General features: G+C 70.4%; 28 protein-coding genes and 2 pseudogenes. 15 read left to right on the top strand and 15 right to left on the bottom strand.

The window, feature by feature from the left end:
- Positions 1–284: 284 nt before the first annotated feature.
- The 4 genes from AB0D74_RS18510 to AB0D74_RS18525 form a co-directional block, all read right to left on the bottom strand.
- Entirely contained in the window at positions 285–539 is a 255-nt protein-coding gene (locus tag AB0D74_RS18510) for a hypothetical protein (protein ID WP_362587322.1), read from the bottom strand.
- Positions 540–711: 172 nt separating this feature from the next.
- Positions 712–1,458 carry an SDR family oxidoreductase gene (locus tag AB0D74_RS18515; RefSeq protein WP_362587325.1) on the bottom strand — a complete coding sequence of 249 codons (747 nt, stop codon included), beginning with the start codon at positions 1,456–1,458 and terminating at the stop codon, positions 712–714.
- Positions 1,459–1,519: 61 nt separating this feature from the next.
- Complete coding sequence (locus tag AB0D74_RS18520; RefSeq protein ID WP_362587328.1) at positions 1,520–3,250, bottom strand: FAD-binding protein; 1,731 nt, start codon at positions 3,248–3,250, stop codon at positions 1,520–1,522.
- A 171-nt stretch (positions 3,251–3,421) separates the two neighbouring features.
- Positions 3,422–3,919, bottom strand: a complete 498-nt coding sequence (locus AB0D74_RS18525) for an Ohr family peroxiredoxin (protein ID WP_362587331.1) — start codon at positions 3,917–3,919, stop codon at positions 3,422–3,424.
- A gap of 241 nt (positions 3,920–4,160) precedes the next feature.
- Between AB0D74_RS18525 and AB0D74_RS18530 the strand changes: the two genes are divergently transcribed.
- The gene (locus tag AB0D74_RS18530) at positions 4,161–4,889 is read left to right on the top strand and encodes an NAD(P)H-binding protein (RefSeq protein WP_362587334.1); all 729 of its coding nucleotides are present in this window, start codon (positions 4,161–4,163) and stop codon (positions 4,887–4,889) included.
- Between the two features lie 108 nt (positions 4,890–4,997).
- Here AB0D74_RS18530 and AB0D74_RS18535 read toward each other — a convergent pair whose 3' ends face one another.
- Complete coding sequence (locus tag AB0D74_RS18535) at positions 4,998–5,399, bottom strand: cupin domain-containing protein (RefSeq protein ID WP_362587628.1); 402 nt, start codon at positions 5,397–5,399, stop codon at positions 4,998–5,000.
- 155 nt (positions 5,400–5,554) lie between these two features.
- Positions 5,555–6,028 (bottom strand): carboxymuconolactone decarboxylase family protein, encoded by a 474-nt coding sequence (locus AB0D74_RS18540; protein ID WP_362587336.1) that lies wholly within the window; start codon positions 6,026–6,028, stop codon positions 5,555–5,557.
- 183 nt (positions 6,029–6,211) lie between these two features.
- Here AB0D74_RS18540 and AB0D74_RS18545 point away from each other — a divergent pair.
- Positions 6,212–6,872: pseudogene (locus AB0D74_RS18545) on the top strand (hypothetical protein); the annotation flags it as partial.
- Positions 6,873–6,964: 92 nt separating this feature from the next.
- On the opposite strand, the gene AB0D74_RS18550 reads toward AB0D74_RS18545, so the two are convergent.
- From AB0D74_RS18550 to AB0D74_RS18560, 3 genes are all read right to left on the bottom strand, one after another.
- Positions 6,965–7,630, bottom strand: a complete 666-nt coding sequence (locus AB0D74_RS18550) for a nitroreductase (RefSeq protein WP_362587631.1) — start codon at positions 7,628–7,630, stop codon at positions 6,965–6,967.
- 235 nt (positions 7,631–7,865) lie between these two features.
- Complete coding sequence (locus tag AB0D74_RS18555; protein WP_362587338.1) at positions 7,866–8,267, bottom strand: helix-turn-helix domain-containing protein; 402 nt, start codon at positions 8,265–8,267, stop codon at positions 7,866–7,868.
- A gap of 235 nt (positions 8,268–8,502) precedes the next feature.
- On the bottom strand, positions 8,503–9,678 hold the full coding sequence (locus tag AB0D74_RS18560; RefSeq protein WP_362587341.1) for an ABC transporter permease: 1,176 nt from the start codon (positions 9,676–9,678) through the stop codon (positions 8,503–8,505).
- 163 nt (positions 9,679–9,841) lie between these two features.
- On the opposite strand from AB0D74_RS18560, the gene AB0D74_RS18565 reads away from it, so the two are divergent.
- Both AB0D74_RS18565 and AB0D74_RS18570 read left to right on the top strand, forming a co-directional pair.
- A complete protein-coding gene (locus AB0D74_RS18565) occupies positions 9,842–10,447 on the top strand; it encodes a TetR/AcrR family transcriptional regulator (protein WP_362587344.1) in 606 nt (201 codons plus the stop codon).
- Positions 10,448–10,580: 133 nt separating this feature from the next.
- A complete protein-coding gene (locus AB0D74_RS18570) occupies positions 10,581–11,066 on the top strand; it encodes a MarR family transcriptional regulator (protein WP_362587347.1) in 486 nt (161 codons plus the stop codon).
- A 96-nt stretch (positions 11,067–11,162) separates the two neighbouring features.
- Here AB0D74_RS18570 and AB0D74_RS18575 read toward each other — a convergent pair whose 3' ends face one another.
- Together AB0D74_RS18575 and AB0D74_RS18580 are read right to left on the bottom strand one after the other, a co-directional pair.
- Positions 11,163–11,813 (bottom strand): NAD(P)H-dependent oxidoreductase, encoded by a 651-nt coding sequence (locus tag AB0D74_RS18575; protein WP_362587350.1) that lies wholly within the window; start codon positions 11,811–11,813, stop codon positions 11,163–11,165.
- A gap of 162 nt (positions 11,814–11,975) precedes the next feature.
- Positions 11,976–12,047, bottom strand: a pseudogene (locus tag AB0D74_RS18580) (DUF5133 domain-containing protein); the annotation flags it as partial.
- A gap of 129 nt (positions 12,048–12,176) precedes the next feature.
- On the opposite strand from AB0D74_RS18580, the gene AB0D74_RS18585 reads away from it, so the two are divergent.
- The 4 genes from AB0D74_RS18585 (at position 12,177) to AB0D74_RS18600 (ending at position 15,772) form a co-directional block, all read left to right on the top strand.
- Complete coding sequence (locus tag AB0D74_RS18585) at positions 12,177–13,532, top strand: FAD-dependent oxidoreductase (protein WP_362587353.1); 1,356 nt, start codon at positions 12,177–12,179, stop codon at positions 13,530–13,532.
- A 24-nt stretch (positions 13,533–13,556) separates the two neighbouring features.
- Positions 13,557–14,411, top strand: a complete 855-nt coding sequence (locus AB0D74_RS18590; RefSeq protein ID WP_362587356.1) for an NAD(P)H-binding protein — start codon at positions 13,557–13,559, stop codon at positions 14,409–14,411.
- Positions 14,398–14,736, top strand: a complete 339-nt coding sequence (locus AB0D74_RS18595; RefSeq protein ID WP_362587359.1) for a hypothetical protein — start codon at positions 14,398–14,400, stop codon at positions 14,734–14,736. Before AB0D74_RS18590 ends, AB0D74_RS18595 begins: the two co-directional genes overlap by 14 nt.
- A gap of 112 nt (positions 14,737–14,848) precedes the next feature.
- Positions 14,849–15,772, top strand: a complete 924-nt coding sequence (locus tag AB0D74_RS18600; protein WP_362587362.1) for an RNA polymerase subunit sigma — start codon at positions 14,849–14,851, stop codon at positions 15,770–15,772.
- Positions 15,773–15,791: 19 nt separating this feature from the next.
- On the opposite strand, the gene AB0D74_RS18605 is transcribed toward AB0D74_RS18600, so the two are convergent.
- Entirely contained in the window at positions 15,792–16,460 is a 669-nt protein-coding gene (locus tag AB0D74_RS18605; RefSeq protein WP_362587365.1) for a nitroreductase, read from the bottom strand.
- Between the two features lie 118 nt (positions 16,461–16,578).
- Positions 16,579–17,073, bottom strand: a complete 495-nt coding sequence (locus AB0D74_RS18610; protein WP_362587367.1) for a MarR family transcriptional regulator — start codon at positions 17,071–17,073, stop codon at positions 16,579–16,581.
- Positions 17,074–17,272: 199 nt separating this feature from the next.
- Here AB0D74_RS18610 and AB0D74_RS18615 point away from each other — a divergent pair, with 199 nt between their 5' ends.
- The 3 genes from AB0D74_RS18615 (at position 17,273) to AB0D74_RS18625 (ending at position 21,172) form a co-directional block, all read left to right on the top strand.
- Complete coding sequence (locus AB0D74_RS18615) at positions 17,273–17,770, top strand: SsgA family sporulation/cell division regulator (protein WP_362587369.1); 498 nt, start codon at positions 17,273–17,275, stop codon at positions 17,768–17,770.
- Positions 17,771–17,905: 135 nt separating this feature from the next.
- Complete coding sequence (locus AB0D74_RS18620) at positions 17,906–20,632, top strand: AAA family ATPase (protein ID WP_362587372.1); 2,727 nt, start codon at positions 17,906–17,908, stop codon at positions 20,630–20,632.
- Positions 20,633–20,716: 84 nt separating this feature from the next.
- Positions 20,717–21,172, top strand: a complete 456-nt coding sequence (locus AB0D74_RS18625) for an RpiB/LacA/LacB family sugar-phosphate isomerase (RefSeq protein WP_362587374.1) — start codon at positions 20,717–20,719, stop codon at positions 21,170–21,172.
- A gap of 13 nt (positions 21,173–21,185) precedes the next feature.
- On the opposite strand, the gene AB0D74_RS18630 is transcribed toward AB0D74_RS18625, so the two are convergent.
- Both AB0D74_RS18630 and AB0D74_RS18635 read right to left on the bottom strand, forming a co-directional pair.
- Complete coding sequence (locus tag AB0D74_RS18630) at positions 21,186–21,551, bottom strand: DUF6479 family protein (RefSeq protein WP_362587377.1); 366 nt, start codon at positions 21,549–21,551, stop codon at positions 21,186–21,188.
- Between the two features lie 111 nt (positions 21,552–21,662).
- Positions 21,663–22,328 (bottom strand): CBS domain-containing protein, encoded by a 666-nt coding sequence (locus AB0D74_RS18635; RefSeq protein ID WP_362587380.1) that lies wholly within the window; start codon positions 22,326–22,328, stop codon positions 21,663–21,665.
- 327 nt (positions 22,329–22,655) lie between these two features.
- On the opposite strand from AB0D74_RS18635, the gene AB0D74_RS18640 reads away from it, so the two are divergent.
- From AB0D74_RS18640 to AB0D74_RS18655, 4 genes are all read left to right on the top strand, one after another.
- Positions 22,656–23,099: a universal stress protein gene (locus AB0D74_RS18640; RefSeq protein ID WP_362587382.1), complete on the top strand. Its 444-nt coding sequence runs from the start codon at positions 22,656–22,658 to the stop codon at positions 23,097–23,099.
- Between the two features lie 56 nt (positions 23,100–23,155).
- Positions 23,156–23,536: a ferredoxin gene (locus AB0D74_RS18645; RefSeq protein WP_362587385.1), complete on the top strand. Its 381-nt coding sequence runs from the start codon at positions 23,156–23,158 to the stop codon at positions 23,534–23,536.
- A 307-nt stretch (positions 23,537–23,843) separates the two neighbouring features.
- Positions 23,844–25,046, top strand: coding sequence for a Glu/Leu/Phe/Val dehydrogenase dimerization domain-containing protein (locus tag AB0D74_RS18650; protein WP_362587634.1), 1,203 nt, complete (start codon positions 23,844–23,846; stop codon positions 25,044–25,046).
- A complete protein-coding gene (locus AB0D74_RS18655; RefSeq protein ID WP_362587388.1) occupies positions 25,046–25,882 on the top strand; it encodes an EamA family transporter in 837 nt (278 codons plus the stop codon). Before AB0D74_RS18650 ends, AB0D74_RS18655 begins: the two co-directional genes overlap by 1 nt.
- The last annotated feature ends 26 nt before the right edge of the window (positions 25,883–25,908 follow it).

A 25,908-nucleotide genomic window follows, 5' to 3' on the forward strand; every position in this document is an offset into this window, starting at 1 on the left:
GACCGATCCCGGTGGCTACCGGAGCCACCGGGATCGGTCACGGCACAGCGGATCAACTGGCGCGGGCCGCCGTGACGACGAGGCCGGCCACGGCGCCGGGATGGGAGACGAGGGGGAGGTGTGTGAGGAGTCGATCTCCTGCACCTCGGCGTGTGCGACCTTTGTCGTCGCCTCCTGCACAGCCGCCGGAATGATCTTGTCCTGGTACCCGGTCAGAGCCCAGGTGGGGATGGTCTGGTTCGGCGTACGAGTGGCCGACCAGCACGATCGGTCCCTTGATCGGCCTACCCCCGGTTCCGCAGACGGTCGATGACGCCGTGCCGGCTCGAGCCGTCGGCCCACGCGCCGTGCACGACCACCACAGCCGGCTCGCTCCCGGCGCCGGACGGATCGGACAGGGTGGCCAAGGTCGGCGCGATCGTCGAGGTGCATGCGCTCGCCGGATCGACCGCGGTGACGAAGAGGGCGACCCCGGCGCTCGCCGCAGCCAGGACGGCGAGGGGAGTCCGGCTGCGTCGGTGGAGAGAACGATGGTTCACGAAAAGGCCCTTTCGGGGGCGTGGGTTGAATGCGAGCCGCTTCCGGAGGGCCGCAACGGAGCGTGTGACGACAGCGCGCCGGGACCGGATCCACGGCGTGGATGCCGGTCAGTCGTGCGTGGATCCACGGCCGGGGTGGCTCCCGACTGCTGCCGGGAGCCACCCGCAGGGCCTACTGCTGCCGTGCGAGCCAGTCCGCGAAACGGGTCTCGGCGATCTGCGCTCCCCGACTCGGCACGAGCGTCTCGTCCTTGAGTCCGGCACCGGAGTAGGGGGCGCTCGGGTCCGTGACGACCGTGCGGGCGTCCTTCTTGTCGGAGAGCAGCTGACGGATGAGTTCGTCGAGCTGGAACACGTCGGGGCCGGCGATCTCCAGGACGCCGTTGACCGGGGCGCCGACCGCGGTGCGGCCGAGGGCCGCGGCTACGTCGTCGGAGTGGACGGGCCGGAACTGCACGGGGGCCAGACGCACGGTGTCGCCCTCGGTCGAGATGTCCGCGATCCCGGTCACGAACTCGAAGAACTGGGTGGCGTGGACGATGGAGTACGGGATTTCGGCGGCCTTGATCAGCTCTTCCTGCGCCTGCTTGGCACGGAAGTAGCCGCTCTCCTGAAGACGGTCCGTACCGACCACGGACAGCGCCACGTGATGCGTCACGCCGGCGTCCCCCTCGGCCTTCAGGAGGTTGCCGGTCGAGGTGCGGAAGAAGTGCATGACGTCGTCGTCGGCCCACGAAGGGGAGTTGGACACGTCGACCACGACCGACGCGCCCGCCAGGGCCTCGGCCAGCCCTTCGCCGGTCAGGGCGTTGACGCCGGTACGGGGAGAGGCCGCGACCGCCTCGTGCCCGTGGTCGTCGAGCTTGCCGACCAGCTTCGAGCCGATGAGCCCGGTTCCGCCGATCACTACGACCTTCACAGTGGTTTCCTTCCATAGGTTTTCATGAGGCCGGACAGCAGATCCACCTGTGACAGGGGCCTTATTCGGCGAGCTTTCCGTCGGTCGAGACCTCTGCCATCAGAGAGGAGATCTCGTCGGGGACGGCAGGGATGCTCTCGCGGGTGATGCCCGTCGTGGGCGACCACACGAGGTTGACCTGCTGGGCGGGGTCCATGTGGGGGTAGTCGCTGCGGTTGTGGCAGCCGCGGGTCTCGCGGCGCTCGAGTGCCGCTTCGAGGGTGGCCCGGGCCGCCAGTGCCGCGGACCTGAGATCGAAGGCGTGCGCGAGGTCCTGGAAACCGGCGATGTCCGGGTGCACGCCGACGTCCTCCATGCGCTTCTCGATCGTCGTGAGTTCGGCGAGCCCGGCGCGCAGGCCCTCTTCGTCGCGTACGACTCCGGCGTGCTCGGTCATGGTGTTGCGGATGGCACGCTGCAGGGCGCGGACGTTCTCCGGTCCGTCGGCCACCAGCAGCTCGTCGATCTCCGCGCGGGCCTGCGCGACAGCCGGCGCCGACCGCGGCTGGGCGGTCAGGGACTGCGAGTAGGCGGCGGCTGCCTGCCCCGTGATACGGCCGAAGACCAGCAGTTCGATGAGACTGTTCCCGCCGAGGCGGTTGGCACCGTGCAGACCGCTCGACGCCTCACCGATCGCGTACAGGCCGCGCACGTCGGTGCTGTGGTCCTCGGGGCGAACCCACACCCCGCCCATCGAATAGTGCGCGGTGGGCGCGATCTCGATCGGATCGCGGGTGATGTCCAGCATCTGCAGATCGAGCAGGGTCTGGTAGACGCGGGGGAGACGCGTCATGATCGTCTGCCGTGGCAGGTGGGAGACGTCGAGCCACACGCCCCCCTTGGGCGTACCCCGCCCTTCCTTGATCTCCGTGTAGGAGGCCAGGGCCACGCGGTCGCGGGTCGACAGCTCCATGCGCGCGGGGTCGTAGCGGTTCATGAACCGCTCGCCGAGTGCGTTGCGCAGGATGCCGCCCTCGCCGCGCGCGGCCTCGCTGACGAGCGTGCCGGCCGCGTTCTCGGGCTCGATGATCCCGGAAGGATGGAACTGCACCAGCTCGGGGTCGCGCAGACGGGCGCCGGCCTCCACGGCCAGACGGAACGAGTCGCCCGTGTTCTCGTCGCGCCGGGAGGACGTCCGCCGCCAGATGCGGGTGTGGCCGCCGGCGGCGAGGATGACGGCGTCGGCGTGGATCAGGTACCGCGTGCCATGGGTGAGATCGAAGCCGTAGGCACCGAAGACGGCGCCGTCGTGCACCAGCAGCCGGGTGATGTAGACACCGTCGAGCACCGGAACGTTCAGCTGCTCCGCGCGCCGGATGAGCGTGCGCTGGATCTCCAGACCGGTGTAGTCGCCGGCGAACGCGGTCCGCCGGAACGTGTGGGCGCCGAAGAAGCGCTGGGAGATCCGGCCGTCCTCCTCACGGGCGAAGGCCATGCCGTAGCGCTCCAGGTCGCCGATGCCCCGGGCGGCGCCCTGGGTGACGATCTCCACGGTGCGGGGATCGGCGAGCAGGTAGCTCTCCTTGAGCGTGTCGGCCGCGTGCTGCTGCCAGCTGTCCTCGGGATCCATGGTGCCGAGGGCGGCGTTGATTCCGCCGGCGGCGAGCGCCGTGTGCGCGTCCTCCTTGGGACGCTTGCCGACCGCAAGGACGTCGACACCGGCCTCGGCCAGTTCGATCGATGCTCGCAGCCCGGCACCTCCGGTTCCGATCACCAGCACCGAGGTGGAAAGACGTTGTTCTGTGATGGCCACGACCTACTCCGATCGCCGAGGGATTGTCACTCAGTACGACCGGCCTGTCCCGGAACCTGTGACACCTTCAGCCGCCGGGTGTTCCACGAAGAGCCGTCGTGTGCCGCGACGGGCACACGACGGCTGCAGAAACGACATACGGCCGGACGACGGCCGGCCGTGTGTCGTCGGCTAGGAGGCCAGCCTGATGCTCGTCGGCGTACCCCGCAGAGCCATCTTCGTGTAGGGGCACAGCGAGTCGGCCTTCTCCACGAGCGGGGTGGCCACGGCAGGGTCGACGTCCGGCCACTTGATCGCCAGGTCGACGTGCAGGAGGTAGCCGCCGTCCTCAGGGTCCCTTCCGAACGCCACGGTCGCCTCGACGCGGATGGCCGTGGGATCGAGAGCGGCCTGCCGTGCGACCAGACTCAGCGCCCCGTGGAAACAGGCGGCGAAACCGGCGGCGAACAACTGCTCGGGATTCGTCCCCTGCCCGTCTCCGCCCAGTTCCGCGGGCATGCGCAGGTCGAGATCCAGGATTCCGTCGCCCGAGCGGGCCTTTCCCGAGGCGCGCCCGTGGCTCGCCGTCCCCCCGCTCACCGTCACGGTCGTGGTGTAGATCGGGGAGAAGACCTCACCGTCGTAGTCCTTGTCGGTGGGCAGATCGGGCAACCGGGTCCACTCGGTCACCGCACGACTCCGTCGGCGTCGCACAGGGTAACGGTAGATGTCATATTTGGTGCACCTTTGTGTGAGGAGGGCTTCCAGATGCGGACAGTCGCATGACCGACTCCTCCCCGCTCTTGTGACACCGTGCCGCACCGGTTCCGGTCACGGCGATCGAGGCGGAACGTGACCAGGCCAAACCGATAACGCCCCGATATAGTGAGTTATGTACCACTTCGGGGCGCTGGCGGTGAAAGGGCATGCCATGAAGGTCGCAGTCATCGGCGGTACGGGACTGATCGGGTCGCAGGTGGTCGAGAATCTGAATGCCGCCGGGCACGAGGCGGTGCCGTACTCGAAGTCCAACGGTGTCGACGTCATCAGCGGTCAGGGGGTGGACGAGGCGTTGGCGGGTGCCGACGTCGTCGTCAACCTGACGAACTCACCGACCTTCGACGAGGCCTCGCCGGCCTTCTTCCGGACCTCGATGGACAACCTGGTGGCCGCGGCCCGCAAGGGTGGTGTCGGGCACTTCGTCATCCTCTCCATCGTCGGCGTGGACCAGGTGCCGGAGCTGGACTACTACCAGGCCAAGACGCTCCAGGAGCACGTCCTCGCCGACGGGAAGATCCCCTACTCGATCGTGCGGGCGACGCAGTTCATGGAGTTCATGGACGCCACCATGTCCTGGACCTCGGACGCCGAGACCGTCCGGCTGCCCGCGACTCCCATCCAGCCCATCGCGGCCAAGGACGTGGCCGCCGCGGTCGCGGAGGTCGCCGCGGGTGCCCCGCTCAACGGCATCCGGAACATCGCCGGGCCCGACATCTTCACCCTGGACGAACTGGGCCGGATCACCCTGTCCCGCAAGGGCGACGGCCGCACCGTCGTCACCGACCCCACCGCCGGCATGTTCGCCGTCGTCAAGGGCGACGTCCTCACCGACAAGGACGCCCACCTCGCCGCCACCCGCTACACCGACTGGCTCTCCTGACGGGCCGGCGCCCGGGGTGCGGCCGGGTGCACCGAGCCCACGACCGCGGTTCCACGACGACACCGCCACGGCCGAGGGCCATGGCGGTGTGCAGCGGGCGGGGGCGGGTCAGGCGGTGGGGCGCGGGGCGCGCAGGTGGGCCCGCTGCTCCAGTTCCTCGTCGTCGACCAGCGTGAGCATCGGCTGGCCCGGCGCGCACATCATGAAGACGACGTACTTGGCCGGGACCTCCGTCGAGGCGTTGCCGTTCTGATAGTGGATCACTTCACCGCCCGGCTCCCAGAAGGTCTCACCGGCCTTGATCACGTGCTCCGGCTCCCCCTCCAGCTCCCACCGGACGGCTCCTTCGATGACGTAGCCGAAACACGGCCCCGAGTGGCGGTGCGGGGGAGTGCCGGGGTCGCCGGGAGCCCACTCGACAAGCACGGTCATTCCCGAAGCCCCCTCGGGAATGAAGGGCGGCTTGATGTCTGCCAGCATCTTGGGGCCGAAGCCGTCCTCCGCATGCATGCCGTGCATGCCGTGCATTTCGTGCATGAGTACAACACCTCCGTGGACCTGCCCGGAACGAGCGGTCTCGCGTCGGACATTCCGGGCTGGGCTGATGAAATGAATTCGGCCCGGCCGACCGCGAGATCGAGCGCAGTCGGCCGGGGCCCGGCTTTCTAGCCGAACATGCCGACCTTGTAGCCGCCGGCCGGCTGCCGGGTGATGATGTTGATGCGGTTGTACGCGTTGATGACGGCGATGAGGGTGGTCAGCGCGGCGAGCTGGTCCTCGTCGAAGTGCTTGGCGGCGTCCGCCCAGGCCTCGTCGGTGACGCCGCCGGCCGCGTCCGCGACGCGGGTGCCCTGCTCGGCCAGCTCCAGCGCTGCGCGCTCGGCCTCGGTGAAGACCGTCGCCTCCCGCCACGCGGCGATCAGGTTGAGCCGCACCGAGGTCTCCTCGTGGTGCGCGGCCTCTTTCGTGTGCATGTCGGTGCAGAAGCCGCAGCCGTTGATCTGGCTGGCGCGGATCTCGACCAGGTGCTGGATCGTGGCCGGAAGCGTCGAGTCCGACAGAACCTTGCTGGTCGACAGGAGGTGCTTCAGCACCTTGCCCGCGAAGGGATTGCCGTAGTAGTTGAGACGTGCGTCCATGGGCGCTCCTAGTGAAATTGCCGGTACGCATTTCTGACCGGACAGCCCGGCAAGGTGTGACAGCAAGGGGCATGTGACGCGGGTCTCAGCGGTCATGGCGTCGCGCGTAACGGCACCACGTTTCCTCGCTGCCGTGCGGCAGCCGCGTCGGCGCAGCGTCGAGGATCGTCACAAAGGCGGCAGGTGTGCGGTCCCTGGTGTCGGGGCGGTCGGCTCCACCCCACCCTGCCCGACCGGGACACCGAGGAGACCGCCGAATGGCAGGCGTCGTTCGACGCCGTCGTGTGCAACGCGGGGCCGGACCGCGCGGTGTACCTGCTGCGACGGGTGAGGCGATCAGCTCTTCCTGCAGGGGCATGCCTCGCCCGGCATCTACGCCCGTGCGTTCCTCGAAGGGCGCCTCGACGAGAGGCAGCTGGACGGATTCCGACGCGAGGCCGACGGCCACGGACTGCCGTCGTACCCGCACCCCCGCCGCCTGCCGTGGCTGTGGGAGTTCCCGACCGTCTCCAGGGGACTCGGTCCGCTCGCCGCCGTCCACCAGGCCCGGTTCAACCGCTACCTGCATGCGCGCGGCATCAAGGACACGTCCGGGTCCCGGGTATGGGCCTTCCTCGGGGACGGGGAGACGGACGAGCCGGAAGCGATGGCCGCGCTGGCCCTCGCCGCCCGCGAGGGCCTGGACAACCTCACCTTCGTGGTCAACTGCAACCTGCAGCGCCTGGACGGTCCGGTGCGGTCGAACTCCAAGATCGTCCAGGAGCCGGAGGGCCGGTTCCGCGGCGCCGGCTGGAACGTGCTGAAGTCCCTCGCCCTCGACCAGCTGGCGCGGACCGGCGCGATCGCCCCGGAGTCGGTCGGCCAGGCACGCGACCGCTACGGCCGTCAGGCGTGAGCCGACAGGTACCGCCGACCGGTCGTCCGACTGACCGCCGGCTAACCGTCGACAAACGTGACCGTCTCGTCGAGCGGTGCCCGGCCGGTACGGGTGTAGGGCTCGGCGGTGTCCTCGAATCCGATCGACATGCCGCAGAAGAGGATGAGGTCGTCCGGGGGTGACAGGATCTCCGCGACGGTCTTGCGGTACACCGACCACGCCATCTGCGGGCAGCTGTGCACGCCTTCCGCGCGGAGCAGCAGCATCACGGTCTGCAGGAACATGCCCACGTCGGACCACTGGGGCCGGCCCAGACCGCGGTCGATGTAGCAGAACAGGGCGGCGGGCGCGCCGAAGCAGCTCCAGTTCGCGGAAGCGCTTCGCTGGCGCGCCTCCCAGTCCTCACGCGCGATGCCGAGCGCGCTGTAGCGCTCCGCGCCGAAGGCGGACCGGCGCTCGCGGTACGGGGACTTGAGCGTGGCCGGGTACATCTCGTACTCCCGCTCGTCCCAGGGATCGCGTGCGGTCACGCGCCCGCCGGCCAGCTCCTTGAGTTCGGCCAGCGGCCGGCCGGTCAGTACGTAGACGTGCCAGGGCTGCAGGTTCGACCCGGACGGTGCCCAGGCCGCAGCGGACAGCACCCGCTCCAGTACCTCCCTCGGGACCGGCCGGTCGATGAATCCACGCACGGCCCGACGGCTTGTGACCGCCTCGTAGACGTCCAAGATCACCAGTCTCCCTCGTCCGCCCCGCATGCCTGGCCCTTGACCATCAACGGACCGTAAAAGTGGATGATATGCGACATATCGCACATGCGGGAGTGGTGTCGGGAGCCCACAGCGCCGTCGACGGCCGGGTCGCCGTTCCGCGGAGGTCGGCCGCACGGCGTTGTTCGGGGCCGATCGCCGGGCGGAGGCATGCGTCCGGTTCCGGCTCCCCCGCACGGCGCGAAAAGGGGAGTCAGCGGGCTGACCCGGCCTGCCGTTCCGATGCCGGCGGGTCGTTCGCCGGGAGATGGTCCTCCGCCCAGAAGAACAGGACGGCCAGGGGGATCAGGAAGGCTTTGCCGTGCGGCGACAGCGCGTAACGGGTTCGCGACGACAGCCTGGGCCGTACGTCCTGGGTGACCAGGTCGATCTCGGCCAGTTCCCGGAGGCGCCGGGTGAGCGTGCCGTCGCTGATGCCGGGGACGCGCTCGCGAACCTGGGCGAAGTCGGCCGGTCCCTTGGCCAGGGCCATGAGGATCAGGCCGTTCCCACGTCTGCTGAGCAGGGCGAAGGCCCGGGCGATGGCCGGAGAGGTGTCGGCGGACTGCGGAGGTTCGGACCGGCGTGCCGGCCGGGGGTGTTGCGGCGTGCTCATGGTGTGTGTCCGCTCCGGCACGGCGCGAGGCATCGCGGTACAACACCTCGCGCAGTGCTCAGTGATCGTGATCGTGATCGTGATCGTGGTCGGATCGGGATCCGAGCCGTGTGCCTGCCGGGCCGCACGTCCGGGTTGCGATGCGGGCCCGGGAGGCGCGGCACCAAGGGCGGGCGCGCCCTGCGTGATGTCGGCCTGTGCGGACGGCCGTGTTCTCGGGGTGAGGCGGTCGGTGTCAACCGGCGCTGTCGTCGCGGCGGGCGTGGGCGTGCGCGTGGCGTCGGACCGGCAAGGTGGCGTCGGGCCCCGGCAGGGCCGGGAGCAGGCCCCCGGGGGCCGTCGTGCCGGACTTCGTTCCGCGGGCCTCGCCGGTGACCCAGTGGCCGAACATGACCGCGGTGAGACCGCAGACGCTCCACAGGACGAGGACGGCGAGGTGGCCGGCGCCGGCGCTCCCGTCGAAGTACGTGGTGTCGCGGAGCAGACTGGCTCCGGCGCCCGGGGGCAGCCACTGGCCGAGGTGGTGCACGCCGTTGGGGAGCATCTCCGGGGCGGAGGTGGCGCCGGAGAAGGCGTTGCCGACGAAGACCATGAGCGCGGCGCTGAGCCCGAGACCCACCGGCCCGAGCAGTCTGATGAGGCCGGCGGCGGTGGCACCGACGGACAGCAGGTCGAGCGACAGGATCGCCCATGTGGCCACATGATCGTGGGGCAGCGCCCCCAGGAATCCCTGGGCCACGAGGTAGACGCCCAGGGCCGCGACGGCGCAGGCGACGAGAAGTGTCAGTACGCGGTGCCGCGGGCGTGCCAGGCCGCGGGCCATCGTGACGAACGCGCCGATCATGATGCCGCAGATCGTGAGCGGGAAGACCGACGAGCTGAACACCGCACCCCGGGGGTCCTCGGTGGCGAGGGGCACCACGTCGACCGTCTTCAGGGCGATCTGCACCGACGAGCCGGCGCCGGCGGCGCTCTGCGGGGCGGGCGCCTTCTTGTGGGTCTTCGCCGAGGAATGTGCGGCGGCGGTCTTCTCCTGTGCGGCCTTCTCCAGCGCGGCCTTCTGGTGGGCGAGCTGAAGGGTGGCCCTGTCGGCCAGTTGCTGTCCGACACCGGTCAGAAGCTGGGCCACGGAGGGGCTGGCGGCAGTGGCCTCCAGAACGGTGATGCCGTGGCCGGAGACGGCGAAGGCGCCGTAGACGTCCCGGCTCCTGATCGCCGACCGCGCGGCCTGCTGGTCGGGGTAGAGACGGAAGTCGAACGCGCCGGGCTTGGCACGGGTCAGTGCCTCCACCGCGTGCTGGCTGGCCGGACCGGTGCCCACGATCCCGACCGGAACGTCGCGTGGCGAGATCCGCCCCGACGGCCAGGCGAAGGCCAGCACCGCCAGAGTGATCACTATGGGCAGTGCCACGGCGGCGATGGCCACTTCCCGCCATGCCTGGTGTCCTGACAAGGGGTTCCTCACCACGCGACCTCTCATAAAAAGGAATGATCGTTTTCTTAGACTCCCAGTCTGGCCCGGTCGGTCGGCAATCGTCAACATGAACGTTCGTTTTCTTTGTTAGGCTGGCCTCATGCCCAAGGTCACCCAGCAGCACATGGACGCCCGGCGCAAGCAGATCCTGGACGCGGCGCGCCGCTGCTTCCTCCGTGACGGCTTCCACTCCACGTCCATGCAGGACCTGTTCGCCGAGGCGCAGATGTCCGCGGGCGCGGTGTACCGGCACTTCACCAGCAAGGACGAGATGATCCTCGCGATCGCCGAGGAGAACATGCGCGACGTCCTCGACATCACGCTCGCCGTCGCCGCGAACCGGCAGGGCCGCTCCATGGGAGAGGTCATGGCGGAACTGCTCGACGTGATCCGGGTCAAGTCCGCCGAGGAGGACGTGGCCGGCCTCGCGGTGCTGGTCTGGGGGGAGGCCATGCGCAACCGCTCACTGGCGCGCGAACTCGACCATCTCATGGGAGGTATACGCGCCAATCTGGTCACCTTGGTCCGTGATCACCAGAGGAGCGGAGGTCTCCCTGTGGGCGTGACGGCTGAGGCAATCGCTTCGACGATGCTCTCCGTCCTTCCCGGCTACATCCTCCAAGTGGCTCTGCTCGATCCGGCGGTCGTGGCCGAGGTGCCCGACGCGGTGCGGGCGTTGTGGCCGGGTCCGGCTGTTGAGAGCTGAGCGGCTCCGCCGCTCGCAGGGCTGCGTGCGCCGGTTGGAACCGCGTTGTGGAGGCGCGGTCGGGACCGGCGCCGCCGTGGTTTGTTTCAGTCGATACCGTATTGGGTGAACGGACGGCTGTTAGTCTGGAGTGGTGACTGCCGACGATCCTCACCCCTCCGTGGCCTCGCGTGCGACGGACCGTCCCGGGGACACCTCGCCTTTCGCTCTCGGCCTGTTGTTGCGGCGGGCGCATTGGCGGGTGGCGGGGGTGATGGCGGAGGCGTTGCGGCCGTTGGGTGTGGAGTTGCGGCATTTCGCGGTGTTGTTGGTGCTGGTGGACCGGGGGCCTACGGTGCAGCGGGATCTGGCGGTGGCGACGGGGTCGGACAAGGCGGGGATCATGCGGGTTGTGGATGATCTGGAGCGGATGGGGCTGGCGGTGCGCAGGGCGGTTCCGGGGGATCGTCGGGTGCGGGCGGTGGAGATCACGCCGGAGGGGGTGGCGTTGTTCGACGCGGCGCATGTGGCGGCGGAGCCGTTGGCGGAGCGTCTGGTGGCCGGTCTGGAGCCCGGGGAGTCCGAGCAGCTGACGAGTCTGCTGACCCGGTTCGCCCACCCCGGACCAGGCGAGGGCTAGGCACACCCGACCCGACAACCGCCGCCGACGGCCCCGTGGACACCGTGTGACCGTGTCCCGTGCCGGGATCTCACACGGTGTCCCATGCGGGAAGGGCTACGCGGCGAGGAGTTCCGTCAGGGCCTCGGCCTTGGCGGCAGCCTCCTCCAGGGCGCGCTTGCGGGACGCCTCGTAGCGGGGGACCAGTTCGGACATGGCCGGGTTGCGGGGGGCCATGGTGAGTTCCGGGACGATGAAGTCGAGGTCCAGACCGAGGGTCTTCCCGAGGACGGTCTCCAGGTAGTTCTGCACGAAGTCATAGCCCTCGCGCGGGGTGCCGGGCCCGTAGGAGCCGCCGCGACTGGCGACCACCACGGCTGGGGTGCCCTTGGCCGAAGGGGTCTCGCCTGCGGTGCGGCCCATGAGCAGCACGCTGTCCAGCCATGTCTTGAGGGTCGAGGGGATCGAGAAGTTGTACATGGGGGCGCCGATCAGGACGGCGTCCGCCTGCTCCAGCTCCTCGATGAGCCGCATGCGCGCGGCGAACGCGGCGGACTGCTCGGCGGTGCGCTCGGCGGGGTCGGTGTAACCGGCGGACCAGGCGGCGGCGGTGATGTGCGGCACCGGGTCGGCGGCGAGGTCGCGGTAGATCACCGTTCCCCCGGGGTGCTGCTCCTCCCAGACCCGGCGGAAGGCCGCCGTGACCGGACGGGACGAGGAGGCCTCGCCGGGGAACACGGAGGAGTCGATGTGCAGCAATGTGGCCATGGGTTTTCTCCCAAGAGAGGACTTGTGCTCGCCCACAGTCAAACACGAGATGGTATTGAACGCGACTGTCGCTGGCGAGATTGACGCCTCGGTCGTGCACCGGCGAGCCGCCCTGCCGTCCGGCTCCTGGACCCTGCCCCGCCCGGCCACGGCCACCAGCAACGTGTCCGCCGCCGCTATGGCCTCATACGCGCACCGGGTTCCCATCGTGACGCACAGCGTGTAACTCACGTCCTCGAGCTGAAGACCGGAAGTCCCCGGGTTCTGTGACCGGACCGGCTCCGTGGCTCTCTCACCGCCGCCGTGTCACACCGTCCTGGCCCGTCCGGTCTATCTGGTGTCAGCCAACAGACAGAGGGACCGATGCGCGAGATTCTGATCGTCGGTGGGGGCTACGCGGGCTTCTACACCGCATGGCGCCTTGAGAAAAAGCTCCGTAAGGGCGAGGCACGGGTCACGGTCGTCGACCCGCGTCCGTACATGACGTACCAGCCCTTCCTGCCGGAGGTGACGGCCGGCTCGGTCGAGGCACGTCACGCTGCCGTCTCGTTGCGGCGGCACCTGCGCAGCACCCGGCTGATCGCGGGGAGCGTGACCGAGATCCGCCACGCCGACCGGACGGTGAGTGTGCGCTCCGCGAGCGGGACGGAGTACGAGGTTCAGTACGACACCCTTGTGGTCACCGCCGGAGCCGTGACCCGCACCTTCCCGGTACCCGGAGTGGCGGAGCAGGCGATAGGCCTCAAGCACGTGGAAGAGGCGGTGGCCATTCGCGACCGGCTGATGACGGCGTTCGACCAGGCGGCGTCGCTGCCGCCCGGCCCCGAGCGGCAGCGACTGCTCACCGTCACGTTCGTGGGCGGCGGGTTCTCCGGCGTCGAGGGGTTCGGCGAGCTGCTCTCGCTGGCCACCGCGATGGTCGGGTTCTACCCGGAACTGAGCTTCGACGACGTGTCGTTCCACCTGGTCGAGGCCCGGGGACGCATCCTGCCCGAGGTGGGGGACAAGCCGGGCGCCTGGGTCGTGCGCTCCCTGGAGGACCGCGGTGCCCAGGTCCACCTGAACACCCAGCTGCTCTCCGCCGAGGACGGTCACGTCGTGCTGTCCAACGGAAAGGAATTCGATTCCGCGCTGATCGTCTGGGCCGCCGGCAACGCTTCGAACCCGGTCGTGCACAACCACACGGACCTGCCCGTCGACGGGCGAGGCCTCATCGTGGTAGGGCCCGACCTGCGCGTGGGCACCGACAGCGAACCCGTACCGGACGCGTGGGCGGCCGGCGACGACGCGGCCGTGCCGGACCTCGCCTCTCCCGTACCGGGCGCGCACACCGTGCCGAACGCCCAGCATGCCGTTCGGCAGGGCAAGCGCCTCGCGAAGAACATCGCGGCGAGTCTGCGCGGGCGCGCGACCCGCAACTACCGCCACAGCAGTCTGGGAGTGGTCGCGACCCTGGGTCTCGGACGCGGCATCTTCCAGTACAAGAGGATCGTCATCAAGGGGCTCCCCGCCTGGCTGATGCACCGGGGCTACCACGTCCTGGCCGTGCCCAGCTGGGAGCGCAAGGTCCGCGTCCTGGCCGTCTGGCTCACCGCCGCGCTGTGGGGCAGGGACCTCGTCTCGCTTGCCTCCGTCCAGCATCCACGGGACGCGTTCGTGTCGAATGCCGGTCCTGGACACCCCGGCGGGAGCCCCGCGGGCGACCACACCGCTGCCTGAAGGCCCGAGGGAAGGCTTCTTTCTATGAAGGTCGTTGTCATCGACGACGCTGGATCCACCGGGGTCGCGACCGTCGCAGGAATCACCGGGCACGGGAACGAGGCCTGTCTGGTCTCCGCTTCGAGCGGCGTCGACATCCGCACGGGAGAAGGCCTCCCCGAGGCTCTCGAGAACTGCTCGGTACTGGTCGACCTGACCGGACCGCCCTCACTCGACGACGGGGTCCGCACGGAGGATTCCGGCCTCGTCATCGATGAGGAGGCGGTCATGGAGACGCTGTGCCGCTCCACGGCCAACCTGCTGTCGGCGGCAGCCGCCGCCGGCGTGAAACACTATGTCGCCCTGTCCGTGGTCGGCGTGGACCGGTTGCGGGAGAGCGGGTACTTCCGAGCCCTGTATGCCAAGGAATCCCTGATCAGGCAGGATCGGATCCCGTACTCGATCATCCGTGCGACCCAGCTGTTCGAGTCCGCCGGTGACATCGCCGAGGCGGCCACGGAGGACTGGAGTGTCTGGGTCGCACCCGTCCTGATCCGGCCGGTGTCCTGCGCGGACGTCGCCACCCTCGTGGCCCACACCGCGTCCTTCCGCCCGCTCCTCGGTGTCCGTGAGATCGCCGGCCCGGACGAGATCGGGCTCGGCATGTTCGTCCGTGCCGCCCTCACCGACAGCGGGGAGTACCGCCGGCTGTTCATCGACGACCGCAGTCCCTACTTCGGCGCCAGAGTCCGTCGTCATGACCTTCTTCCCGGTGCCGATGCCCACATCGCGCCCACTCGCTACGGCGACTGGCTCGACGACCGGCTCGCTCCCGGCTCCCGGGACGGTCACGACCGGCCTTCCCGCCTTCCCGCCGGAGGACAGCATGGACGCGAGTAGAGAGGCCCGACGCGGTCTCACCGACATCGAGACGTACCTCTACCGGGAGGCCCATCTGCAAGCAGCACGCCAGCGGGTGGCAGCCTTCACCGCACGGGCGCCGGGGCTGACCCAGGTCCAGAAGACGGACATCGAGCGCTGGTATCTCGACGAGCAGACGTATGTCGCCCGTATGGTCACGGAACACATCTCGGACCGGATCAGCGTGGTGGAGGAGCGGCACCACGTACGCTTCCGGCACTGGCTGCGCGGAACGGCGACCGCGATGGCTCTGATCACCGCTGCGATGCTGTGTGTCGCTGTGATGCTGGGGACGATGAGCTGAGCCACCGGGGTCCGCCCGGTTCGTACGGGTACCCGCGGGCGTCGATTGTCACAAGACGCGTGCATGACCGGTCATGAGATTGAGCCGAGGAACCAGGGGCGGAGGATGCCGTATGGGTCATGCTGATGCGGTGCCGGTCGCGGAGCTGCTCGATGAGCGTCGGCACCTGCTGGAAGTCACCTACTGGATGCTGGGCAACTCCCGGGACGCGGACGGCGTCGTCGACGAGACCTACCGGCGGTGGTACCGGCTGTCCGACGCGGAGCGCGCGGGGATCACGGCTCCCCGGCACTGGCTCGCGAAGACGGCGGGCGGGATCTGTCTGGGCATGCTCGCCCATCCCCGGAGGGGCACGACCTGCCGTGCGGACCAGAGCGAGGAGCACCCTGCGCACCCTGCGAGGACGGCAGACGCCGAGGGGGCGCAGGCGGGCCTGGCGGCGGAGGTCAGCCAGGTGCTCCTGAACGCGCTGGACTCCCTGTCGCCGGTCGAGCGGGCGGCGTTCGTCCTCAATGACGTCTTCGGGATGGCCTCCGATTCGGTGGCCGACATCGTGGGGCGCCCGCAGTCCGAGTGTGGCGAGCTCGCCGACCGGGCTCGCCACAGTCTTCGCAGGCAGCGCTCACGCCCCACCGGGCCGGACGAGTACGACCACCTCGCCCGCGCCGTCCGCCGGGCCTGCGTGCACGAGGATGCCGAACTGCTCGAGTCGTTGCTGTGCCCGGACGCCACGGCGTTCTTCGACGGCGGCGGCAAGGTCCGCACACTGAGCAGGCCGGTACACGGCAGCCACCAGGTCGCCCGCAGCCTGCTGACACTCCTCGCCCGCCACCCCCGCACCACTCTGACCACCCACTCCGTCAACGGCCGGCCCGGGCTCCTCGTCCGCTACGGCTCCCGGGTCGCAGCCGTCATCGGCCTCGATGTCGCCGACCAGCGTGTCGCACAGGTCTGGGTCGTCCTCAATCCCGACAAGCTTCGTTCCTGGAACCGGCCCGACACCCCGGGCGATCCGGAATCGCACCGGGGGACGTGACGACGGGGCGCCGGCCGTGTCAACAGCCGTCGACGAAGGTGACGGTCTCTTCGAGCGGAGCCCGGCCGATGCGGGGCTGGCTCGCGGCGACGTCCTCGTAGCCGATCGACATGCCGCAGAAGAGGAGGAGCTCGTCCGGGGGTGACAGGACCTCGGCGACGGTCCTGTGGTACTTCGCCCAGGCCATCTGGGTGCAACTGTGCAGCCCTTCGGCGCGCAGCAACAGCATGACGGACTGCAGATAGAGTCCCATGTCGGACCACTGGGGCCGGCCCATGCCGCGGTCGATGTAGCAGAACAGGGCGGCGGGCGCCCCGAAGCAGTCCCAGTTCGCGGCAGACGCTCGCTGTCGCGCCTCCACGTCCTCACGTGGAATGCCGAGTGCGCCGTAACGCTGCTCGCCGAAGGCGGATCGGCGCTCCCGGTACGGGCTCTTCAGCGTCGACGGGTACTGCTCGTACTCCGGCTCGTCCCAGGGGTCGCCTGTGGCTATCCGTTCGCCGGCGCGCTTCTTCAGCTCGGCGAGCGGCCGGCCGGTCAGCACATAGGCGTGCCACGGCTGGAGGTTCGATGCGGACGGAGCCCAGGCCGCGGCGGACAGCACGCGCTCCAGCACCTCCCGCGGGACCTGCTGGTCGGTGAATGCCCGGACAGCTCGCCGGCTCACGACAGCCTCGTAGACGTTCATGATCGCCCGTATCCCTCTCCGTCAGACCCATCAGTGACAGTCACACTTGCAATAGTATCATTCAATACTATCTGGGGCGACGGGTCGGTGTCGGCGGTGGTTGTCGGGTCGGATGTGCCTAGCCCTCGCCCTGTCCGGGGTGGGCGAACCGGGTCAGCAGACTCGTCAGCTGCTCGGACTCCCCGGGCTCCAGACCGGCCACCAGACGCTCCGCCAACGGCTCCGCCGCCACATGCGCCGCGTCGAACAACGCCACACCCTCCGGCGTGATCTCCACCGCCCGCACCCGACGATCCCCCGGAACCGCCCTGCGCACCGCCAGCCCCATCCGCTCCAGATCATCCACGACCCGCATGATCCCCGCCTTGTCCGACCCCGTCGCCACCGCCAGATCCCGCTGCACCGTAGGCCCCCGGTCCACCAGCACCAACAACACCGCGAAATGCCGCAACTCCACACCCAACGGCCGCAACGCCTCCGCCATCACCCCCGCCACCCGCCAATGCGCCCGCCGCAACAACAGCGCGACGGCGAAGGGTGAGGTGTCCCCAGGACGGTCGGTGGCGCGTGAGGTGGTGGAGGAGGCGGCTCTGTGATGGGTGTTGGTGGTCACGGAGTCACATTACAGCCATATGTGCATTCGATACGGTTTCACTTGAAACTGAGTGTGTGCTGCTGCTCTCGGCTTGTCCGTGTGGCCGGTCCGGTCCAGTCACTTGACTGATGTATCGGGCTTCGGGTCGGCCCCAGGCTCGTAGTAGCCCGATCTGACCGATCGGCGGCCGTCGTGGTCGGAAGGCGAGAGGGGACGAATGATGAACGGGAAGGTGTTCGACACCGATGACGAGCCTGAGTATGCGCACCAGGATGACGTCCGGTCCGGGTCCGTGACATGCCGGACGGTCGTGGCTCTTCTCGAGGAGGAGGTGCCCCTGCCGGTCATGACGGATCTTCGGTACGACCGTGCGGATCCGTACTCGGTGTTCATGGCGTTCAACGGTGGCGCTCGCGCTGATTCGGTCATCGAGTGGGAGTTCGCGCGCGATCTGCTGGCCGCCGGTCGGCGGCGGCTCGCAGGTCTCGGTGATGTTCAGGTCTGGCCAGCCGAGATCCGCGGTCACAGGCTGGTGTACATGTCCTTCCGGTCGGGCTGGGAGATGTTTGTCGTAGCCGCATCGGCGGCGGTCGTGGACGACTTTCTGCATTCTGCCTTCGAGGTTGTTCCCCCGGGGGAGGAAGGAAGCCGTCTGGACATCGAGGATCTCGTCGGTCGGTCGCCGGACGGAACCGCTTTGGAGTCGTTCGACTGATGGTCGGACCTCGCCGACATGGGTCGTCGCACCTGCCGAGTAGCATGGCGGTCGAATGACCCCTTGACGAGAGAAGCCACACGTGCCATACCCGATGTCCGCTGTGCCGATGAGTGAACGTCCGGCACGCGCGCGATGATCGGGCGGGACGAGGAGCTCAGCCTCCTGCGGGGGCTGCTGGCAGACACCGCGGCCGGGCACGGCAGCGCACTGCTGATCCATGGCGCCCCAGGACTCGGCAAGTCGGCCCTGCTGCGCGCGGTCGGGGCCGACGCCGTCGAGGGCGGCTTCAAGGTGCTGCGTACATCCGGGGTGGAACCCGAACAGTGGCTGCCGTTCGCCGCACTGCACCTACTGCTGCAACCGGTCGCCCGTGGCATCGAAGACCTGTCCGCTCCGCACCGGTCGGCGCTGAACGGTGCGTTCGGCGCCAGGGAGACCGAGCCCGAGATATACCAGGTCGGACTGGCCGTGCTCGAACTGCTCGCCGACGCGGCCAACCGGCAGCCGCTGCTGTTGCTGGTCGACGACGTGCAGTGGATCGATTCCAGCAGCCGGGACGTGCTCAAGTTCGTTGCCCGGCGCACCCGTGACCTCGCGATACAGGTGATCGCCGCCGCCCGGGTCCACTACTCCGAGTCGTATGTGCTCCTGGACCTTCCGCTGGAGCCGCTCGGTCCGGTGGCCGCCGCCGAATTGCTCGATGCCGGCGCGCCCGACCTGCCGTTGCCGCTGCGGACGCTCATCCTGGAGCGCGCCGCGGGCTTTCCGCTGGCCCTGGTGGAGCTGCCCAAGGCGGTGAAGGGCACCACCGCGCAGTCGGACGACCTGCCGCTCACCCAGCGCCTGGAGGACGCGTTCTCGGCGCGTACCGACACGGTGAGTCCGGCATGTCGCACGTTGCTCCTGGTGCTGGCCATCGAGCCGGCCGCGCCGCTCAACCTGCTGTTGGACGTGTCGGGTCGCCTCATCGGCTCGGCGGTCTCCGTCGACGCGGTACAGGAGGCGGTCGACGCGGATCTGGTCACCCTGGTCGGCTACACCCCCGAGTTCCGTCATCCACTCATGCGCACGGCGATCTACACGCACGCCACGCTCGCCGAACGGCTGGCCGCCCACCGTGCCCTCGCCTCGGTGATGGACGACACCCCCGAGCGGCAGCTCGCCCACGAGGCGGCGGCCACCATCGGCCCCGACGACCGGCTGGCCACCCGGCTGGAGCGCTTCGCCGACGCGTCGCAGGCCCGCGGCAAGGTGGCGGCAGCCGTCCCGGCGCTGCGCCAGGCGGCCGACCTCGTCCTCGACCCGCAGCGCAGAACCGGCATGCTCGTTCGGGCGGCCGAGCTGTCCAGCGAGATCAACGACCGCACCGGCGTCCAGACTCTGCTGGACCGCACCGACATGAGCACGCTGGGCCGGGTGGAGCGGGCACGCCTCATGGTGGTGTCCGACAACTGCGCCTTTGAACCGAGTGAGCCGCAGCGACGGATCCAGGACATGGTCACCGCGGCGGCCGGAGCGTTCGACGCGGGGGCGAGAGACGTCGCGGAGAACCTGTTGTGGCGGGCCGCCGCACGATGTTTCTTCCAGGACGGCGATGCGCGGGTGCGTGCTCAGGCCGCGGCGGAACTGGACCGGTGGAACCCTGATCCTGATTCCCCCCACGTACTGGCCGTGCGGGCGTACACCGAGCCCTACCGGCACGGGGCCGACGTGATTGCGCGGCTCGACGGAGTCAGCGAAGACCGTCAGGACGGCCGGATCCTGCACTTTCTCGGTAGCGGCGCCATGGTCATCGGCGACATCGGCCGCGCCGTCCGTTACCTGGCGCTCGCGGCCTCGGCGTGGCGGTCGCAGGGCCGGCTCGGAATGCTCGCCCGCTCGCTGGCCGCCAGCTGGCCGCAGGTGTACCTCGGACGGCTTGAACAAGCCCGCGAGGAGTCCGCCGAAGGGCTCGCCCTGGCCGAGGAGACCGGGGAGTGGATCGTCTGGCTGGGTCTGAAGGCCACGGCCGGCCTGGTGGCGGCGATGCGGGGCGAGACCGAGCAGGCAGCACGGGTGATCCACGAACTGCGCATGCACGGCCTGTTCCCCGGGATGCCGTTCGTCACGGTGATGGCGCAGCAGACCGACGGCCTGCTCGCCCTCTTCGACGGTCGTGCGACGGAGGCCCACGACATCCTGGCCCGCGCCTTCGACCCCGCTGACCCGCACTTTCACTCGGTGAGCCGCTGGCTGCTCGCGCCTGATCTGGCGGACGCCGCGGTTGCCGCGGGCACCGTGGAGCAGGCCCGGGAACTGCTGGCCGGCCTTCCGGGTCTGGCCGGACAGCTGCCCTCCGAGATGATGGTGGTGGCGCACGCCTACACCGACGCGGTGCTGGCCCCGGACGACACGGCGGAGGAGCGCTACGCGGCGGCCCTTTCCGCGTTGCCGGCCGGCTGGACGCTGTCGCGTGCCCGCCTCCACCTGCACCACGGCCGTTGGCTGCGCCGTCAACGCCGCAACGTGGACGCCCGGCACCCGCTTCGCCTCGCCCGCGACGAGTTCGACAGGGCCGGCGCACGGCCCTGGGCGGAGATGGCCGGCGAGCAGCTGCGGGCCACCGGTGAGTCGAGCGGTCGACGGCATGCGAACAGCGCTGAGCAACTGTCCGCCCAGGAAATGCAGATAGCCGTGCTGGCGTCACAGGGACTGAGCAACCGGGAGATCGGTCAGCGCCTGTTCATCTCGCACCGCACCGTCGGAGCACACCTGTACCGCGTCTATCCACGCCTCGGCATCACCAGCCGGGGAAGGCTCGCCGCCGCGCTGGCCGCGCTGCACGGCGAACAGCCCACGTCCGACGCCTCCGGCGTCTGACCGGTAACGCGTAACGTGAAGCGGCATGAAGGTCCCCGCCGTCGATGCACGGCACGCCGTCGACCCGCGAGGAAATGGGTGCGTATGAAAATCTCCGTCTCCTCCGACATGGACGAACCCGTCGCCCGCCTCCTCGTGGAGGAGCTGCGGCGCCGGGGCCACGACGTGCGCACGTACGGCGCACTGGAACCCGGGGCCGACCCGCAGTGGGCCGTCTGCTCCGAGGTGGCCGCCCGCGACGTCGCGGCCGGCGCCGCCGACCAGGCCGTGGTGTGCTGCTGGACCGGGACCGGCGCCTCGATCGCCGCCAACAAGGTGCCCGGCGTCCGCGCCGCCCTGTGCGCCGACGCGTACACGGCCGACGGCGCCCGCCGCTGGAACGACGCCAACGTCCTCGCCATCGGCCTGCGCCTGACCTCGCCGCCGGTGCTCAAGGAGATCCTCGACGCCTGGTTCGCGGCCACGCCGAGCCAGGACGCCGAGGACCTCGGGAACGTGGCCCACGTCGGTCGCCTCGACGCGGGCCGCGGGACGGTCTAGGGAGTGTCCGGGATCAGTGGGCGCCGAGCCCGCCGCCGCCGAACGAGCCGCTGGAGCCCGGACTCCAGCGCGGCCGGTCCTTCGACGTGCTCGGCCTGGTCTGCTGGTTGCTGAGTTCGTACGGGGTGAGCGGACGGCCGCCCTTGGGCATCAGGGGGATCTCCTCCGACTCCCGGTTCTCCCGGATCTCGTGCACGGCGCCCTCCGGCGGCAGCTTCGGCTGCTCCTCGGGGCGCGGCCTGGGCGACTCGCGGTACTTGATCCGGTTGCCGAGCCAGAAGCCCCCGGCGAGCATCGCCAGCACGGCCACGGCCACCACGAAGAGCGCGAGACTCAGTAGGCCGCTGGGGGCGGCCAGCTCCATCGGTTCCGTACTCATAGCCATGGGATACCCCTCCCAGAACGGTGCGAACCGGACGCAATCGGTGACTGATCGTACGCGGCGGGCGACAGCGGCGAACTCCGGAGAAGGGAGGGGGCCGGCCGGGCGTCAGTGCGGGGCGTCGCGTACCGAGACCGGGCAGAGACGGCAGCGGACGTCGACCACGCCCTCCACGGCGCGGGTCAGCCGTTCGGCGACCGGCGCCGGTTCCGGGCTGTCGATCCAGCCGGTCAGGGTGACGACCCCTTCGGAGACGTCGACCCGGATATGGTCGGCGGAGAGCGGGAACAGCCGGTCGACGACCTCCCGGCGCACCTCCTCGGTCAGTTCCTCGTCCGCACGCAGGAACACCTTCAGCAGGTCCGCCCGGCTGACGATGCCCCTGAGCACGCCCGATCCGTCGACGACGGGCAGCCGCTTGACCCCGCGCCGGGCCATGATGCGCGCAGCCTCCGCCACCGTGGCGTCGGCGTGCACGGTCACCGCGGGCGCGTTCATCAGCTCCCCGGCGGTCACCCCGCCGGCCTTGGCGACGTCGGCCGGACGTTCCCGTGCGACGAAGGGGTCCGGGTCGCGGTCCCGGAAGGCCTCCTTGAACAGCAGGTCGGCCTCGGACACGACGCCGATCACCCTGCCGTCGCCCGCCAGCACGGGCAGGGCGCTGACCTTCCACCGGTCCATCAGCGTGACGACGTCCTTGAACGGGGCGTCACGGCCCACGGCCACGGGGGCGCGGGTCATCACGTCGCCGACGGTGTGCGGGCTGCCGTGCATGGTCGCCTCCTCGGATCCCGCCGATCACGAGAGGGCGGGAAGGACGCCATCCACTTCTCGCGGATCCTGATTGCGCGGTGCGCGGCCGTGGCCGACCGCTTCCCCGCGTCACTGGGGGTCCTTCCCGTCACCTCCAGCACACCACGGGAACGCCCGGGCCACCAGGGGCCGACCGGCCCGGAATGCGCCACGGCCCGCACCCGCGGCGGGCGCCGGACCGTGTCATGCCCCCGGCCGCACTTCTCTGGCGGCCCGGCCGCCCGTCGCGCAGCGTGGAGGAGAGGGCCTGCCGAACGCCCGAGCCGAGCTTGAGGAGAGGCGGAACGCATGGACAGGGATGTCACCGAGCGGCGGGTCGTGGTCGGCGTCGACGGATCGCCGTCCTCGTACGCGGCCCTGCGCTGGGCACTGCGGTACGCCGGCCTCGTGGACGGCGTGGTGGAGGCGGTCGCCGTGTGGGAGCTGCCGGGCCTGTACGGATGGTCGGGGCCCGCCGTGGACATGGACCTCGACGCGGAGGAGGCCCGGGACAAGATGCGGCAGGAGCTGACCGACGTACTCGGCGCGGACGCGGCGGGCTCGGTCCGCTCCCACCTGGTGCACGGCAACACCACCGACGTCCTGCTGCGGGCCGCGGAGGGCGCCGAGGCCCTGGTCGTCGGCAGCCGGGGCCGGGGCGGGTTCGCCCGCGCCCTGCTCGGTTCCGTCAGCCAGCAGGTGTCCCAGCATGCCAGCTGCCCGGTGGTGATCGTCCGCGCGGAGCAGGGCTGAGCCACGGCCGACGGCACGCGGAGTTTGCCCCGCCGCGGTCCGGTTACCCGGGCCGCATGACTTCGCCGTCTTCCCAGCAGGACCTGTACCGGTTCCTGGAGGACCGGTTCGCATGCGCGCAGGCATGCACGGAGTGCGCCCGGATGTGCGCACTGCGTGCGGGGACACTGGATCCGGGCGGAACCTCCGACACCGAGGCGGACCGGTTGCGTCGCACCGGCATCATGTGCGCCGAGGTGTGCGACGCCACCTGCCAGAACCTGACCGAGGGCACCGGCCGGGACGCGGACGGCCTGCGCGACCGACTCGAGTGGTGCCGCACGGTCTGCCTCGGCTGCGCGCAGGCCTTCGACGCCTTTCCGGGCGCCGAGCCGACCGCGGCGGCCTGCCGGGCGTGCGCGGCGGCCTGCACGGACTTCATGGCGGTACTCGACTGACCTCCGGGTGACGCTCGGTCATCCCGGAACCGGCGGGGCCACGCCCGGCCCGGGCGCCCGGGCCGGGCGTACGGACGGCGCCGGTGAGCGGCCGATGAGCCGCCGTCGGGCAAGGGCAGTCCCCGAGCGGGGTACCGGGCATGCCCCCGGAACGGGGGACTGCCCAGTCACGCAGGGCCGGAACTACCGTCGGAGCGCGCGCGGGTGGCCGCCTCCCGGCCGTCGTGGCTGTCACCGGCGCGCTCCGTGGCCCGTCCTCGTCGGCTTTCGCTAGGAGCCCTTCGCCGTGAACAGCGGTCTTCTCACCATGCCCGCGGTCCGTGCCGGTGCCGCCGCACCCCGACCTCCCGAAGCAGCACTGACCTGGACCGACCCCGTCACCGGACGCCAGGGCTTCCTCGTCGTCGACCGGCTCGTCCGGGGCCTGGCCAGCGGCGGCCTGCGGATGCGCGAAGGCTGCCGTTACGAGGAGGTCAGGGAACTGGCGGCGGCGATGAGCGTGAAGGAGGCGCTGCACTACGACCCCGCGGGCCGCTACCTCCCCATGGGCGGTGCCAAGGGCGGGATCGACTGCGACCCGCTCAGCAGCGAGGCACGCGGCGTGCTCTCCCGCTTCCTCGCGTTCATCCGCCCCTACGTGGCGGACAACTGGGCGACCGGCGACGACCTCGGCACCACCACGGAACTCATCGACGAGGTGCTCGGCGAGCTGGGCGTGGACGGCTGCATCGCCCCGGTCGTGCGCACCCTCGACGACCCCGCGGCGGCACGCAGACGATTCACCGAGGCGTTCTCCGTCGAGGTCGACGGCATCGGACTCGCCGAACTCGTCGGCGGGTGCGGGGTCGCGGAGGCCGCCCTCACGCTCCTGGACCGGGACGGCATCCCCCGGTCCTCCGCCACCGCCGTCGTCCAGGGCTTCGGGGCCATGGGCGGCGCCACCGCACGCTACCTGCACGCGGCCGGCGTCCGGGTGGTCGGCGTCTCCGACGTCCACGGCGCCGTCGCCAACCCACGCGGCCTCGCCGTCGAGGACATGCTCCGCCACCGCCGGGCGTTCGGAACCGTCGACCGCGGCCGGCTCGGTCCCGACGACGTCCTGCTGGAACGCGACGCCTGCCTGGCCCTCGAAGCCGACGTGCTGGTCCCGGCCGCGACCTCCTACAGCATCGACGGCGCCAACCAGGACCGCGTCGCCGCCCGGTACATCGTGGAGGCGGCGAACCTCCCCGTCACGCCCGACGCGGAGGAACTGCTGCTGCGCCGCGGCTGTGTCGTCGTCCCCGACGTCGTCGCCAACTCCGGGACCAACGCCTGGTGGTGGTGGGTGCTCTACGGCGACGTCGCACCGGACGCGGCGGCCTCCCTGGCCAAGGTGCGGGCGGCGCTGCGCACTTTGGTGACCGAGACCCTGCAACTCGCCGAGGACACGGTGTGCACGCCCCGCCAGGCCGCCCGCCATCTGGCCGACGCCAGACGGGACGTCCTCCTCAGCCGGCCGGGTGCCTGATGATCACCACACTGCTGGCCGCGGTCGCGGCGGCGGGATGGGGAGCCGCGGACTACTGCGGCGCCCGCGCGTCGCGGACCATGCCCGCCGGACGGGTCGTCCTCCTCTCCCAGGCGCTGTCCCTCCCGGTGCTCGCCGGCTGGCTGGCGGCGACCGCCGACCACGGACCCGACCTGACCGCCCTCGCCTGGGGATGCGGAGCCGGAGCCTTCGGAGTACTGGGCCTCGTACTGCTCTACCGCACGCTCGCCGCCGAGGGGATCGTGCTCGTCGCCCCGGTCACGGCGGTCACGGCGGCCGTCGTACCCCTGACGGTGGGACTGGCCCTCCAGTCGGCTCCCGGGCCGTTCGCGCTGGGCGGCGTCTGCTGCGCGCTGCTGTCGATCGCGCTGGTGAGCCTGGTGGGGCGGGTCCGGGAGGCCACCGTCGCGCTGCGCACCCTGCTCCTCGCCCTGGCGACGGGCGCGGCGCTCGGACTCCAGCTGGTGTTCATCTCCCATCCGGGACCGGACGCGGGCCTGTGGCCGCTGGCCGGGGCCCGCGCGGTCTCCATCCTGTGCGTGACCCCGGGCGCCCTGCGCACACGGCCGGAGACGGGCGGCACGTCCGTGCCCTGGCTGTCCGTCGTACTGGCCGGCGTCCTCGACACGGCGGCCTTCGCCTTCTGCCTGTTCGCCGCCGACCAGGGGCTGCTGAGCGTGGTCGGGTCGATCGTGTCCCTCTACCCGGCGGCCACCGTCGTCCTCGCGCTGGTCCTCGACGGCGAACGCGTGACGGCCCATCAGGCGCTCGGACTCTTCCTGGGGGCCGGGGCGCTGTTGCTCGTCACCGTCTAGCGCCGCGGGGCCCTCGCGGCCTCGCG

It is taken from the genome of Streptomyces sp. NPDC048278 (assembly GCF_040652195.1).
Lineage (GTDB): Bacteria > Actinomycetota > Actinomycetes > Streptomycetales > Streptomycetaceae > Streptomyces.